Here is a 13,897-nt window from a genome sequence, read left to right as displayed (position 1 = left end):
GAGTTGGCAGAATGTGAGCGTGGGGAATCTGACCGCGACCCGGCCGCCGCAGCCGTGGACCGCGCCGACCGCGAGCGACCCGGTCGCCGCGACGCTGCGCCTGCCCGGCTCCAAGTCGATGACCGCCCGGGCGCTGGTGCTCGGCGCGCTGGCCAGCGGCCCGTCGACGCTCGACCGGCCGCTGCGTGCCCGGGACACCGAGCTGATGGCCGGCGGCCTGCGCGAGCTGGGCGCGCACATGTCGACCTCCGACGACGACCGCTGGCTCGTCCGGCCGCATCCGCTGGTCGGCCCGGCGCACGTCGACGTCGGCCTGGCCGGCACGGTGATGCGGTTCCTGCCGCCGGTGGCCGGCCTGGCCGAGGGCCGGGTCACCTTCGACGGCGACCCGCACGCCCGGACCCGCCCGCTCGGCCCGCTGATCGGCGCGCTGCGCTCCCTGGGCGTCCGCATCGACGCCCCGCCGGCCGGCAGCCTGCCGCTGGTCGTCCTCGGCGCCGACCGGGTCACCGGCGGCGAGGTGGTCATCGACGCCTCCGCCTCCAGCCAGCTCGTCTCCGGGCTGCTGCTGGCCGGGCCCCGCTTCGACCGGGGCGTGGTGGTCCGCCACGAGGGGCCGCCCGTGCCGTCCGCGCCGCACCTGCGGATGACCGTGCAGATGCTGCGCGCCGCCGGGGCCGCGGTCGACGACACCACCCCCGACGTCTGGACGGTCGAGCCCGGCCCGCTGACCGGGCGCGGCTGGGAGATCGAGCCGGACCTCTCCGGCGCGGCCCCGTTCTTCGCCGCCGCCCTGGTCACCGGCGGTGAGGTGACCCTCCAGGGCTGGCCGCGCAGCAGCCTCCAGCCGGTCGAGCAGCTGCGCGGGCTGCTCCACCGGATGGGCGGCGAGGTGACGCTGGGCACCGCCGGGCTGACCGTGCGGGGCACCGGCACCGTGCGCGGGCTGGACGCCGACCTCTCCGACGTCGGCGAGCTGACCCCGGTGCTGACCGCGCTGGCCATGCTCGCCGACTCCCCGTCCCGGCTGACCGGCGTCGGGCACATCCGCGGGCACGAGACCGACCGGGTCGCCGCCCTGGCGAAGGAGTTCACCGCGCTGGGCGCCGACCTCACCGAGACCGCCGACGGGCTGGAGATCCGGCCCCGCCCGCTGAGCGGCGGGACGTTCCGGACGTACGACGACCACCGGATGGCGCACGCCGCGGCGGTCGCCGGGCTGGCCGTCCCCGGCATCGAGGTGGACGACGTCTCCTGCACCTCCAAGACCATGCCGGAGTTCCCGGCACTATGGTCGGGGATGGTGACCGGCAAGAGCTGACGACGGGGGGACGTCCTGGCGACGAAGCGGCGGGAGTACGACGAGGACGACGTCCGGGTCCGACCCGGCAAGTCGTCGCGCCCGCGTACGCGCACCCGACCCCGGCACGAGAACGCCGTCGACGGGTTCGTGATCGCCGTCGACCGGGGGCGCTACACCTGCGTGTTCCCCGACGCCCGGCCGGACGACCCGACCGTCACCGCCATGCGGGCCCGCGAGCTGGGCCGCAAGTCGGTGGTGGTGGGCGACCGGGTCGGCCTGGTCGGCGACACCTCGGGCGCCCCCGGCGCGCTGGCCCGGATCGTCCGGATCGCCGAGCGCCGCTCGGTGCTGCGGCGGACCGCAGAGGACGACGCCACCACCGCCGAGGGGCGGCTGGAGCGGGTGGTCGTGGCGAACGCCGACCAGCTCGTGATCGTCAGCGCTCTGGCCGACCCGCCGCCGCGCACCGGATTCATCGACCGCTGCCTGGTGGCCGCGTACGACGCCGACATCGAGCCGCTGCTCTGCCTGACCAAGGCCGACCTGGCCGGCCCGGAGGCGGTGCTCGGCTACTACACCGAGCTGGAGCTGCCGTACGTGCTGATCCGGCCGGACTCGGACCTGGCCGCGCTCCGCGCGCTGCTCGCCGGCCGGGTGTCGGTCATGGTGGGGCACTCCGGGGTGGGCAAGTCGACGCTGGTCAACCGCCTCGTCCCGGAGGCCGGCCGGGCGGTCGGCACGGTCAGCGCGATCGGCCGGGGCCGGCACACCTCGACCAGCGCCGTGGCGCTCCGGCTGCCCCCGCAACCAGACGCGGACGGGGATCCGGGCTGGATCATCGACACCCCGGGCGTCCGCAGCTTCGGGCTGGCGCACGTCTCCGCCGACAGCCTGCTGCACGGCTTCCCGGACCTGGTGGAGGGGACGGTCGACTGCCCGGCCAACTGCCAGCACACGGCCGAGGAGGCGGACTGCGCGCTGGACGCCTGGGTGGCCGCCGGAAAGGCGGACCCGCGCCGGCTGGCCTCGTACCGCCGGCTGCTGGCCTCCCGCAGCGGCGAGGGCGATCCGCGCGAGCCCGAGCGGAACCCCGGCGACCCGCTCGCCGGTTCCTGACCGGCGGAACGCCGCCCACCCGCCGGTCACGGCGGCGCGGGCGTCGCTAGCGTGTCCGGCATGACCGGGTACGCCGACGACCTCGCCCTCGCCCACCGGCTCGCGGACGCCGCCGACGCCCTCGCCACGGCCCGCTTCCGCGCCCTCGACCTGCGGGTCGAGTCGAAGCCCGACCTGACCCCGGTCTCCGACGCGGACACCGCCGTGGAGCGGGAGATCCGCGCCCTGCTGGCCACCCACCGCCCCGGCGACGGCCTGCTCGGCGAGGAGTACGGCGAGCAGCCCGCCACCGGCCCGGACGGGCGGCGCTGGGTCGTCGACCCGATCGACGGCACCAAGAACTTCGTCCGGGGCGTGCCCGTCTGGGCCACCCTGATCGCGCTGCTGGAGGGCGACCGGCCGGTGCTCGGCCTGGTGTCCGCCCCGGCGCTCGGCCGGCGCTGGTGGGCGGCCCGCGGCGCGGGCGCCTTCGCCGGCCCCGACCCGGCCTCCGCCGCGCCGATCCGGGTCTCCGGGGTGACCGCCCTGGCCGACGCCAGCTTCTGCTACTCCTCGCTGACCGGCTGGGAGGAGGCCGGCCGGCTGGACGCGGTGCTCCAGATCATGCGGGACGCCTGGCGCAGCCGGGCGTACGGCGACTTCTACGGCTACATGCTGCTGGCCGAGGGGGCACTGGACGTGATGGTGGAGCCGGAACTGTCGCTCTGGGACATCGCCGCGCTGGTCCCGATCGTCACCGAGGCCGGCGGCACGGTGACCGACCTGGCCGGGCGGCCGGCCCCGGCCGGCGACGGCTCGGGCGAGTTCAGCGCCATCGCCACCAACGGACCGCTGCACGACGACATCCTGGCCCGGCTCGGCCGGCCGGCCGCGCGCTGACCCGCCGGTAACCTCTATCCTCGCCAGGTGGTGTCCTCCGGTTGGTGCTTCCTGGCGGCGATGATCGTCGCGTACGGCTTCGCCAACCTCCTCCAGTCGGTGGCCGCGGCGCGGACCACCGTGCACCACACCTTCGACCCCGGGCTGCTGCTCCGGCTGGCCAGCCACCGGACCTACCTGGTCGGTCTCTCCTGCCAGGTGGTCGGCTTCGTGCTGGCCTTCCTGGCCCGCCGCGACCTGCCGCTGTTCCTGGTCCAGGCCAGCGTGGCGGCCGGCCTGGGGGTGACCGCCGTGCTCGGCGTGCTCGTGCTCAAGTGGCGCCTGCCGGCCGCCGAGGTGGGGCTCCTGGTGCTCCTGTTCGGCGGGATCACCGCGCTGGTGCTGGCCGCCCAGCCGGCGCCGTCCCGGCAGCTCGGCACCGCCGGGCTGGTCGGCCTGGTGGCGGCGCTCGGGGTGATCGCGGTGCTCGGGTTCTTCGCCGCCCGGCTGCACGGCGCGCCCGGCTCGGTGGCGCTGGGCTCCCTGGCCGGGATGGCGTTCTCCGCCGCCGCGGTGGCGGCCCGGCCGCTCGCCTCGGCCGACTCGGCGGAGGCGTTCGTCCGCGACCCGCTGCTCTACCTGCTGATCGCCCACTCGGTGGTCGGCCAGCTCCTGCTCGGCCTGGCCATGCAGCGGGGCTCGACCACGGCCGCGGTGGCCGCCATGGACGCCGCCGGGGCGGTGCCCGCGGCGATCATCGGCCTGCTGCTGCTCAACGACCGGATCTGGCCGGGCCGGGAGTGGCTGGCCGGGGTGGGCTTCCTGGCCACGCTGGCCGCCGTCGTCGGCCTGACCCGGTACGCCGAGCCGCAGCACCACCACGCGGTGGCCCGCGAGCGGGAGCCCTCGATGATCCGCGCCGGCTCGGCCGTCCGCGCCCGGCGTTGAGTCAGGCCGCCTCGACGGGTCCGCGCTGCTCGGCGACCACCTCGACGGGGGGCGTGGCCTCGGCGGGCTCGGCCGGCTTCCGGCGCCCGATCACCCGCTCGTAGAGCCGCTCCAGCGCGCCGGCCGTCCGTTCCCAGGTGTAGCTGCACCGCACCCGGTCCACCGCGGCGTGCCCGTACGCGAACCGCCCGGCGTTGTCGGCGAGGATCCGGCGCAGGGTGACCCCGAGGGTGCGCACGTCGCCGGGGGGCACCAGCTTGCCGGTCACCTCGTCGACCACCGCGTCGGCGATGCCGCCCATGGCGTAGCCGACCACCGGGACGCCGCAGGCCATCGCCTCCAGCGACACCCGGCCGGCCGACGAGTAGTGCGGGGTGCAGGCGACCACGTCGGCGGAGCGGTACCAGGTGGCCATCTGGTCGTGCGGGACCGCGCCGACCAGCTTCACCTGCTCGGCCACCCCGGTGCGCTCGGCCAGCTCGCGCAGCCGGCGCGCCTCGGCGTGGCCGGCGAGCTGCTCGGCCGGCGGCCCACCGGCGATCACCAGCTCGGCGTCGCCGACCAGCCGCATGGCCCGGATCAGGTCGTCCTGGCCGTGCCCGGGCGCGAGCCCGCCGACGGAGAGGATCCGCGCCCGCTGGTCGCGGGGGGCCGCCTCGCCGTCCGGGTGGAACTGCGTGGTGTCCACCCCGGTCGGCACCATCGCCACCGAGGTGCGCTGGAGTCCCATCCGGGTCAGCTCGTCGACCTCGTCGTTGCACTGGGCCACGGCGATGTCCACGGCCCGGGTCAGCGCCCGTTCCAGCGGGATCCGCTCCCCCGGCCCGACGTACCCCCGACCGAGGTGGCGCAGCTGCTCGACGCCGAGGGAGTGGAAGGTCTGCACCACCGGAATGTCGGTCTCCCGGACGGCGTGGGCCGCGGCCAGCCCGCCGACCCAGTAGTGCCCGTGCACCACCTCGGGGGCCCAGTCGCCGGCCCACCGCTGCGCCAGCCAGCGGCCGAACTCGGTCACGTACGGCACCAGCTCGGCGGTCGGCAGCGGGGCGGGCGGGCCGACCGGGACGCGCTCCAGGAGGTAACCGTCCACCCCGCCGGACTCCTGGCCCGGCTCGTCGCGGCGCTCGTACACCCGGACGTCGTGGCCCCGTGCGGCGAGCTCGGCCGCAACCCGCGCGATGTGCTGGTGCGTCCCGACGGTGGGACCGTCGACGGACGGGCCGGCGTGCGCGCACACAAGGCCGACGCGCATGGTGCACCTCCATGCGTTCTCGCGAGCGGTGGGTCCTCCGGTCAGAGGGTCCCATTAACCCGGCCCCGGTGCGCCGAAACCTGGCAGATCGGGAGCCGCACCGATGGACCGTCGCGTGGACGGGACAGCGCGCGGCCCGGTCGGGTTCGTGACAATCTGCCCCGCCCGGCGGTGCGGCAACCGTGATCCGGGCGACTCCGGCGGCATGACCCGGCCGGACCGGGGGTACGGGCGGAGAATGCCTCTCACCCGCAGCCTCGACGACGCCACGGTCGTGATCACCGGCGCCTCCAGCGGGATCGGCGCGGCCACCGCGTACGCGCTGGCCCGCCGGGGCGCCGACGTGGTGCTGGCCGCCCGGACCGAGGAGGCGCTGAGCCGGGTCGCCGACCGCTGCCAGGAGCTGGGCGGGCGGGCCCTCGTGGTGCCGACCGACGTGACCGACCCGGAGGCGGTGGAGCGGCTCGCCTCGCGCGCGGCGGCCGAGTTCGGCCGGATCGACGGCTGGGTCAACAACGCGGCGGTGGGCACGGTGGGGCTCTTCGACGAGATCCCGGTGACCGAGTTCCGCCGGGTGGTCGAGGTGAACCTGCTCGGTACCGTCCACGGGACCCGGGCGGCGCTGCCCTGGCTCGACGCGGCCGGCGGCGGGGTGCTGGTCAACAACGCCTCGGTGCTGGCCGAGGTGGCCATGCCGTACCAGTCGGCGTACAACGCCACGAAGCACGCCATCCGCGGGTTGGCCGACACGGTGCGGCAGGAGCTGCGGGTCACCGGCCGGGGTCACATCTCGCTCTGCACGGTGCTGCCGGCCAGCATCGACACCCCGTTCTTCCGGCACGCCGCCAACCACACCGGGCGGGAGCTGACCCCGCCCCCACCGGTCTACCCGCCGGACCTGGTGGCCGAGACGATCGTCCGGCTGCTGCGCCGGCCGCGCCGCGAGGCGTACGCCGGGGGCGCGGCCCGGCTCATGGGGATCCAGTGGCGGCTCGCCCCGGCGCTGGCCGAGCGGGCGCTCGGCTGGTACACCGCGCGCACCCAGTTCGGCCCGGGCGTACGCCTGGACGCCACCGGCAACGTCTTCCACGGCGACGCGGCGGCCGAGCGGACCGACGGATGGCAGGGCCGGCGGGCGCAGCTGATCCGGCTGACGGCGGCCTTCGGGCTCGCGGCGGCCGGCACCGCCGTCGGCACGGTGGCGGCGATGAGCCGCCGTTCGCGGACGGACCGCTGATGGGTCCCACCGACCGGACTGATGCGCGCCGGAGGCCGGGCATGCACAATGGGACGATCATGCCGACGGACGTGCGCTGCCTGGTCGAGACGGACGAGTCCTCCGCGGTCGTCCGGCTGACCGGGGTGCTGGACCTGGCCGGGCTCGACGCCGTCCGAAACGCGCTGCTCGCCCGGCTCTGGCAGCGGCCGGGCGCGGTGATCGTCGACCTGTCCCGGGTGCGGATCGCCGACCCGGCGGCCCGGGGCGTCCTCGACCAGGTGCACGGCGTGGCCGCCGACTGGCCCGCCGCCGGCGTGCTGCTGCTCGACCCGGCCGGCCGGTCGAACGGCGCCGCGCCGGTCCACCGCTCGCTCGACACGGCGCAGGCCGCGCTGCGCGACGCGCCGCTGGCCGCGGTGCTCAACGCCGACCTGCCCCCGGTGGTGGCGGCGGCCCGGGAGGCGCGGGCGCTGGTCAGCGACGGCTGCGCCCGGTGGGGCGTGCCGGAGTTGGCCGAGCCGGCCTCCATCGCGATCACCGAGATGGTCAACAACGTGGTCGCGCACGCCGGGACGCCGATGACCGTCCGGGTGGCGCCCCGGGACAGCACCCTGCACCTGGCGGTCCGGGACCACTCCGGCCGGCGGCCGGCGTACGCCGGGCTGGCCCCGCTCACCTCCACCGGCGGCCGCGGCCTGCTGCTCATCGACACGGTGTCCCGGCGCTGGGGCAGCACTCCATTGCCGGACGGCAAGGTCGTCTGGTGCGTGCTGCACGCCGACGACGAGGCCCGGCTCCGGGGCTGAGGGCACCTTTTCGCCCCGTTTCTCCCGATCCAGGCCGCCGGTTGCGGTTAATCCGCCGAGCGCAGTGGGTAGTTCCCGGTCATGCGCGACGACGAGTACCCCACCCCCGTGTCCGACCCCGAGGCGGAGGGTCTGCCCGACACCGCCGACGACGACTCGAGCGCCAACGACGACGTCCTGACCGGACGCGAGGCGGACGGGCCGGAGCCGGCCCAGCTGCCCGCCGACCGCACCCCGGTGGCCGTGGACCGCTTCGGCACCACCGCCGAGGAGCAGCTCGACGGCGAGTCGCTGGACTACAAGCTCCAGCGCGAGCAGTACGAGCGCCCCGCCGACGACCCGCTGGCCGGCCCGGTCGACCCGGACATCGCGGCCGAGGCGGACAGCGAGGAGGCCGCCGCGCAGGCCCAGCTCGACGCCGACGTGATCGACCCGGGCCCCACCTCCGACCCGCACTCCCCGGTCTCCATCTACGACCACGGCCAGCTCGGCACGGTCGCCGACCACCAGGTGGGGCGGCTCGTCGAGCCGGACGAGGGCGCGCACACCGACCAGGAGACCGACAACGTCGCCTACGACGCCGGCGCGGCCGGGGGCGGGGCGACCGCGGAGGAACTGGCCGTCCACGAGACCCGGCCGCCCGAGGCGACCTGAGCCGCTAGCCGTCCAGGCCCCGCTCGATCGCGTACCGGGTCAGCTCGACCCGGTTGTGCAGCTGGAGCTTGCCGAGCGTGTTCTGCACGTGGTTCTGCACCGTCCGGTGGGAGAGCCCGAGCCGCTCGGCGATCTGCTTGTACGACAGGCCCTTCGCCACCAGACGCAGCACCTCGGTCTCCCGCTCGGTGAGCCGGGGTGCGTCGTCGTGCGGAGCCGCCGGAGCGGCGGCCAGCCGGCGGTACTCCCCGAGCACCAGCCCGGCCAGGCCCGGGGTGAAGACCGGCTCGCCGGCCGCCGTGCGGCGCACCGCGTCCAGGAACTCGGCCGGAGCGGCCGACTTCAGCAGGTAGCCGGTGGCACCGGCCTTGATCGCGTCCAGCACGCTCTGCGGTTCGCCGCTGGCCGACAGCATCAGCACCCGCACCTCGGGCAGCGCGGCGCGCAACCCCCGGATCACCTCGACGCCGGAGACGTCCGGCAGTTGCAGGTCGAGCACGACCACCTCGGGGCGGGCCGCGGCGGCCACCCGGACCGCCTGGCGCCCCTCCCCACTGGTCGCCACCACCACGTGCCCGGCCTCGGTGAGGTCGCGGGCCACGCCCTCCCGCCACATCGGGTGGTCGTCGACCACCATCACCCGGATGCTCACCGGCCGCTCCGCGGCACGGTCAGCTCGATCTCGGCGCCGGCGCCCGGGGCGGAGACGATGCGCGCCTCGCCGCCCAGATCGGCCACCCGGCCGCGGATGGACTGGGCCACCCCGAGCCGGCCCTGCGCGGCGGCCTCGGCCAACCGCCCGTCCGGGATCCCCGGCCCCTCGTCGCGTACCGAGACGGTCACCGTCTCCCCCTCGTCCTCGATCAGCACCCAGGCCCGCCCGCCGCCGTGCCGGGCCACGTTGTCCAGGGCCGCACCGACCGCGGCGGCCAGTTCGCCGGCCACCCGTGCGGGCAGCGGCACCGGGGTGGCCGGCGCGGCCACCTGCACCGTCGTCGAGGCGTACCGGTCGAGCAGGTCACGCAGGTCCCGGGTGTCGCCCGCGCCGTCCGGCGCGGCGCCCGCCCGGCCGATCAGCGCGCGGAGCGCGGCCTCCTGCTCGCCGGCCAGCCGGGCCAGCTCGGCGGCCTCGCCGTCCAGGTCGGCCCCGCGCCGCCGGACCAGCGCCAGCACCTGGAGCACGGAGTCGTGGATGTCCCGGGCCAGCCGCTCCCGCTCCCGGGTGGCCGCCTCCAGCTCCACGGCCCGTTGCAGCCGCGCCTCGGCCTCCACGGCGAGCCGAGCCACGTGCCCCACCACCACGCCGGCCAGCAGCATGAGGATCACCCCGGTGAGCGAGGACTGGCTGATCCGTTCCCGGGTGGCCAGGTCGGCCCCGCCGAGCACCAGCGCGGCCACGGCCCCGCGCCGCCGGCCGCCGGACACCGCCCAGGCCAGCACCGGCCCCGCCAGCCACGCGACGGTCAGGGTGGGCACGCCGGCGGCGAGCGCCGCGCGGCCGACCACCCACGGCGTTGCCAGCAGGATCGCCAGCACCACGCCGAGGTCGGCCAGGAGCAGCGGCCAGCGCCGGCCGGCCGGGCGCCCGTAGCCGGCCGCGGTCACCCCGGTCCAGGCCAGCATCCCCAGGAGTACGCCGCCGGCGGCGACCGGGTGCGCGTAGCGGTCCGCGTCGCGGAGGACCAGCACCCCCACGTACGCCAGCGAGGCGAAGCGGAACACCGCGATCGACCGCCAGAGCGGGACCTCCAGGCCCCCGGGGGACGACGGCATGCCGGACACCCTGCCACAACCGCGCACCGAGGAGCCGAAAGGTGCGGTGCGAGAAACCCTGACGTACGGTGGAAATGCCGCGAAAGTCACCGAGATCCATCGCCGGGACGGGGCCATGACGAACGCAGAACCCCCCGCACCGCGTACGGTTGTGCCCATCGAACCTTCCCTCCTCATCGCCGAGGCCTTCAACCAGGCCCAGGTGACCGAGCTTCGACACTCGGTCACCTCGTGCGCGCATGCGGCGGGGCTCACCGGGCAGCGGCTGGACGACTTCGTGCTGGCGGTCAACGAGCTGATCACCAACGCGGTCCGGCACGGCGGCGGCCGGGGCCGGCTGCGGCTGTGGCGCGGCCCCGGCGAGCTGGTCTGCGAGGTCGCCGACCACGGCGAAGGGATCAGCGTGCAACGGCTCAGCGACCGCGCCCGGCCCGCCCCGCACACCGCCGGCGGCTGGGGGCTCTGGCTGGCCCGGGAGCTGAGCGACTCCATGGCGGTGGAGACCGGCGAGGCCGGCACCGTGGTCCGGATCACCGCGGTGGTGGCCGCCCAGCCCGTCACCCGCCCGGTCGACGACTGACCGGACGGGCCGCGGGTGGCCCTCAGGCGAAAAGGGCGCTCACCGACTCGCCGTTGTGGATCCGCCGCATCGCCTCGGCCAGGGCCGGCGCCACCGAGAGCACCTCCAGCTTCGGCACCCGCTTCTCCTCCGGGATCGGCACCGTGTTGGTGCAGACGATCTCCAGCACCCCGTCCTGCTCGCTCAGCCGCTTCAGCGCGCCGCTGGAGAAGAGGCCGTGCGTGCAGGCCAGCCGGATCGAGCGGACCTTCCGCTCGCGCAGGTGGCTCATCAGCTCGATCACCGTGCTGCCCTTGGCGATCTCGTCGTCCAGCACGATGACGTCCCGGTCCGCCACGTCGCCGATGATCGTGCTGATCTGCACCCGGTCGTCGCTGAACCGCTGCTTCGCGCCCGCCGCGACCGGGGTGCCGAGCATCCGCGCGAACGCCGCCGCCTCCTTGGCGTTGCCCAGGTCCGGCGACACCACCACGGTGTTGCTCAGGTCCCGGCCCCGGAAGTGGGCGGCCAGCTCGCGCAGCGCGTGCAGGTGGTCCACCGGCACGCTGAAGAAGCCGTGCACCTGCGGCGAGTGCAGGGTCATGGCGAGCACCCGGTGCGCGCCGGCCGAGGTGAGCAGGTCGGCGACCAGCCGTCCGCCGATCGAGATCCGCGGGGCGTCCTTCTTGTCCGACCGGGCGTACGCGTAGTGCGGCAGCACCACGGTGATCCGGCCGGCCGACGCGCCGCGGGCCGCGTCGATCATGAGCAGCAGCTCGACCAGGTGCTCCTGCACCGGGGGCACCAGCGGCTGGATGAGGAAGACGTCCCGCTCCCGGCAGTTGGCCTGCAACTGCACCTCGAGGCAGTCGTTGGCGAACCGGGACACCCGTACCGGGTGCAGGGGAACGTCGAGGTGGGCACAGATCTCGGCGGCGAGGTCCGGGTGGGCGGTCCCGCTGAACACGGCAATGTCACGCACGTCTGCTGATCGTACGGGCGGATCGGGTAGAGACGGTGGACGCTCCCGGCGGGTACGGTGCTGCGGTGACCGGAGAGCTCGTCGCCGCCATCGATCAGGGCACCACCTCCTCGCGGTGCATCGTCTTCGACCGGACCGGGGAGATCGTCTCCGCGGCACAACGCGAACACCGGCAGATCTTCCCGCAGCCGGGCTGGGTGGAGCACGACGCCGAGGAGATCTGGGCCAACGTCCAGCAGGTGGTGCTGGAGGCGCTCGCCGCCGCCGGCACCGGGCCGGACGGGCTGGCCGCCGTGGGCATCACCAACCAGCGGGAGACCACCCTGGTCTGGGACCGGGCCACCGGCCGGCCGGTGGCCAACGCGATCGTCTGGCAGGACACCCGCACCGGGCCGCTGCTGCGCGAGCTGGCCGAGGCGTACGACGAGGAGCGGCTGCGCGCCCGCACCGGCCTGACCCTGGCCACCTACTTCGCCGGCCCGAAGCTGCGCTGGCTGCTCGACCACGTCGACGGGCTGCGCGGCCGGGCCGAGCGCGGCGAGGTGCTCTTCGGCACCATGGACAGCTGGCTGATCTGGAAGCTCACCGGGCGGCACGTCACCGACGTGACCAATGCCAGCCGCACCATGCTCATGGACCTGGAGACCCTGGACTGGGATCCGGAACTGCTCGACGCGCTGCGGATCCCGGCCGCCATGCTGCCCGAGATCCGCTGCTCGGCCGAGGTCTACGGCACCGCCGACGGCATCCTCGCCGGGGTGCCGGTGGCCAGCGCGCTCGGCGACCAGCAGGCCGCCCTGTTCGGGCAGACCTGCTTCCAGCCCGGCGAGGCCAAGTGCACCTACGGCACCGGCAGCTTCCTGCTGCTCAACACCGGGGCCAGCCCGGTCCCCTCCCGGCACGGCCTGCTCACCACCGTGGCCTACCGGATCGACGGCCACCCCGCCGTGTACGCCCTGGAGGGCGCCATCGCGGTCACCGGCTCGCTGGTGCAGTGGCTGCGCGACAACCTCGGCCTGATCTCCACCGCCCCCGAGGTCGAGGAGTTGGCCCGCACGGTCGACGACAACGGCGGCTGCTACGTGGTGCCGGCCTTCTCCGGCCTCTTCGCCCCGCACTGGCGCAGCGACGCCCGCGGTGTGATCGCCGGCCTGACCGCCTACATCACCAAGGGGCACCTGGCCCGGGCGGTGCTGGAGGCGTCGGCCTGGCAGACCCGCGAGGTGGTCGACGCCATGAACGCCGACTCGGACGTGGCGCTGCGCCGGCTGCGGGTGGACGGCGGGATGACCGGCAACGCCCTGCTCATGCAGTTCCTCGCCGACGTCCTCGACGTGCCGGTGGTCCGCTCCCGGATCACCGAGACCACCTGCCTCGGCGCCGCCTACGCGGCCGGCCTGGCGGTCGGCTTCTGGCCCGACCTGGACACGCTGCGCGCGCAGTGGCGGTCGGACGCGCAGTGGACGCCGGAGCTGGATCCGGCGCACCGGGAGCGGGAGCTGCGCAACTGGCGCAAGGCGGTGCAGCGCACCCTCGACTGGGTGGAGTGAGTCACTCCCAGCGGTTGCCGGTGAGCTTTTCGTAGACCTCGACGTAGCGGGCCCGGGTCGCCTCGACCACCTCGGCCGGCACCTCGGGGGCGGGCGGCTGCTTGTCCCAGCCGCTGCCGGTGGCCCAGTCGCGCACGTACTGCTTGTCGAAGGAGAACTGGGCGCGGCCCGGCTGGTAGGACTCGGCCGGCCAGAACCGGGACGAGTCGGAGGTGAGCAGCTCGTCGGCGAGGACGAGGGTGCCGTCCGGCGCCCAGCCCAGCTCGATCTTGGTGTCGGCGATCAGGATGCCCCGGTCGGCGGCGATCTCCGCGCCCCGCCGGTAGACGTCGATGGTGATCTGCCGCAGCCGCTCGGCGGTCTCCGCGCCCACCTTGTCGACCACCTCGCCGTACGTGATCGGCTCGTCGTGCTCGCCCTTGGGCGCCTTGGTCGACGGCGTGAAGATCGGCTCGGGCAGGATCGACGCCTCCACCAGGCCGCGGGGCAGCTCCACGCCGGAGACCGCACCGGTGCGCCGGTACTCCTCGAAGCCCCCGCCGGTCAGGTAGCCGCGGGCCACGCACTCGACCGGGACCATGTCCAGCCGGCGGCAGCGGATCGCCCGGCCGGCGAACTCCGCCGGCACGTCGGTGGCCGAGATCACGTGGTTCGGCACCAGGTCGGCCAGCTGCTCGAACCACCACAGCGACAGGGCGGTGAGCAGGCGGCCCTTGTCCGGGATGGGGGTCGGCAGCGCCACGTCGTAGATCGAGATGCGGTCGGAGGCGACCAGGATGAGATCCGCGCCGTCGGCGTAGACGTCGCGGACCTTGCCCGAGTGCAGAAGTTCCACGGCGCTAGTACACCATGGGTGGGGTGGGCACCCGGGGCGGCC

14 protein-coding genes are annotated in these 13,897 nt (G+C 75.3%); 9 read left to right on the top strand and 5 right to left on the bottom strand.

All coding sequences use genetic code 11. The features are described 5' to 3' along the window. Nucleotides 1–19 precede the first annotated feature (19 nt). The 4 genes from aroA (at nucleotide 20) to ABZV78_RS04160 (ending at nucleotide 4,225) form a co-directional block, all read left to right on the top strand. Complete coding sequence (aroA, locus tag ABZV78_RS04175; protein ID WP_355635308.1) at nucleotides 20–1,321, top strand: 3-phosphoshikimate 1-carboxyvinyltransferase; 1,302 nt, start codon at nucleotides 20–22, stop codon at nucleotides 1,319–1,321. 162 nt (nucleotides 1,322–1,483) lie between these two features. After that, nucleotides 1,484–2,419, top strand: a complete 936-nt coding sequence (rsgA, locus tag ABZV78_RS04170; protein ID WP_355635359.1) for a ribosome small subunit-dependent GTPase A — start codon at nucleotides 1,484–1,486, stop codon at nucleotides 2,417–2,419. A 60-nt stretch (nucleotides 2,420–2,479) separates the two neighbouring features. Beyond that, nucleotides 2,480–3,298 carry a histidinol-phosphatase gene (gene hisN / locus ABZV78_RS04165; protein ID WP_355635307.1) on the top strand — a complete coding sequence of 273 codons (819 nt, stop codon included), beginning with the start codon at nucleotides 2,480–2,482 and terminating at the stop codon, nucleotides 3,296–3,298. 60 nt (nucleotides 3,299–3,358) lie between these two features. Then, nucleotides 3,359–4,225, top strand: a complete 867-nt coding sequence (locus tag ABZV78_RS04160; RefSeq protein ID WP_355635358.1) for a hypothetical protein — start codon at nucleotides 3,359–3,361, stop codon at nucleotides 4,223–4,225. 1 nt (nucleotide 4,226) lies between these two features. Here ABZV78_RS04160 and ABZV78_RS04155 read toward each other — a convergent pair whose 3' ends face one another. Then, a complete protein-coding gene (locus ABZV78_RS04155; protein WP_355635306.1) occupies nucleotides 4,227–5,477 on the bottom strand; it encodes a glycosyltransferase in 1,251 nt (416 codons plus the stop codon). Nucleotides 5,478–5,715: 238 nt separating this feature from the next. Here ABZV78_RS04155 and ABZV78_RS04150 point away from each other — a divergent pair, with 238 nt between their 5' ends. The 3 genes from ABZV78_RS04150 (at nucleotide 5,716) to ABZV78_RS04140 (ending at nucleotide 8,156) form a co-directional block, all read left to right on the top strand. Further along, nucleotides 5,716–6,714, top strand: a complete 999-nt coding sequence (locus tag ABZV78_RS04150) for an SDR family oxidoreductase (protein ID WP_355635305.1) — start codon at nucleotides 5,716–5,718, stop codon at nucleotides 6,712–6,714. 59 nt (nucleotides 6,715–6,773) lie between these two features. Further along, the gene (locus ABZV78_RS04145; protein ID WP_355635304.1) at nucleotides 6,774–7,502 is read left to right on the top strand and encodes an ATP-binding protein; all 729 of its coding nucleotides are present in this window, start codon (nucleotides 6,774–6,776) and stop codon (nucleotides 7,500–7,502) included. 81 nt (nucleotides 7,503–7,583) lie between these two features. Continuing rightward, on the top strand, nucleotides 7,584–8,156 hold the full coding sequence (locus ABZV78_RS04140; RefSeq protein ID WP_355635303.1) for a DUF5709 domain-containing protein: 573 nt from the start codon (nucleotides 7,584–7,586) through the stop codon (nucleotides 8,154–8,156). Between the two features lie 4 nt (nucleotides 8,157–8,160). Here ABZV78_RS04140 and ABZV78_RS04135 read toward each other — a convergent pair whose 3' ends face one another. Continuing rightward, complete coding sequence (locus ABZV78_RS04135; protein ID WP_355635357.1) at nucleotides 8,161–8,793, bottom strand: response regulator transcription factor; 633 nt, start codon at nucleotides 8,791–8,793, stop codon at nucleotides 8,161–8,163. 11 nt (nucleotides 8,794–8,804) lie between these two features. Further along, the gene (locus ABZV78_RS04130) at nucleotides 8,805–9,929 is read right to left on the bottom strand and encodes a DUF5931 domain-containing protein (protein ID WP_355635302.1); all 1,125 of its coding nucleotides are present in this window, start codon (nucleotides 9,927–9,929) and stop codon (nucleotides 8,805–8,807) included. 115 nt (nucleotides 9,930–10,044) lie between these two features. On the opposite strand from ABZV78_RS04130, the gene ABZV78_RS04125 reads away from it, so the two are divergent. Further along, on the top strand, nucleotides 10,045–10,509 hold the full coding sequence (locus tag ABZV78_RS04125; RefSeq protein WP_355635301.1) for an ATP-binding protein: 465 nt from the start codon (nucleotides 10,045–10,047) through the stop codon (nucleotides 10,507–10,509). A 22-nt stretch (nucleotides 10,510–10,531) separates the two neighbouring features. Here the strand turns inward: ABZV78_RS04125 and ABZV78_RS04120 are convergent, their stop codons facing one another. Then, on the bottom strand, nucleotides 10,532–11,470 hold the full coding sequence (locus ABZV78_RS04120; RefSeq protein ID WP_355635300.1) for a ribose-phosphate pyrophosphokinase: 939 nt from the start codon (nucleotides 11,468–11,470) through the stop codon (nucleotides 10,532–10,534). A gap of 65 nt (nucleotides 11,471–11,535) precedes the next feature. On the opposite strand from ABZV78_RS04120, the gene glpK reads away from it, so the two are divergent. Then, nucleotides 11,536–13,020 (top strand): glycerol kinase GlpK, encoded by a 1,485-nt coding sequence (glpK, locus tag ABZV78_RS04115; RefSeq protein ID WP_355635299.1) that lies wholly within the window; start codon nucleotides 11,536–11,538, stop codon nucleotides 13,018–13,020. A gap of 1 nt (nucleotide 13,021) precedes the next feature. Here the strand turns inward: glpK and ABZV78_RS04110 are convergent, their stop codons facing one another. Beyond that, nucleotides 13,022–13,855 (bottom strand): phosphoribosylaminoimidazolesuccinocarboxamide synthase, encoded by an 834-nt coding sequence (locus ABZV78_RS04110; protein ID WP_355635298.1) that lies wholly within the window; start codon nucleotides 13,853–13,855, stop codon nucleotides 13,022–13,024. Nucleotides 13,856–13,897: the final 42 nt, after the last annotated feature.

Origin of the sequence: Micromonospora sp. NPDC004540, assembly GCF_040610095.1 — a bacterium.
GTDB lineage: Bacteria > Actinomycetota > Actinomycetes > Mycobacteriales > Micromonosporaceae > Micromonospora.
The sequence above is the reverse complement of the archived record's forward strand: the minus strand, read 5'-3'. Positions and strand labels throughout refer to the sequence as shown.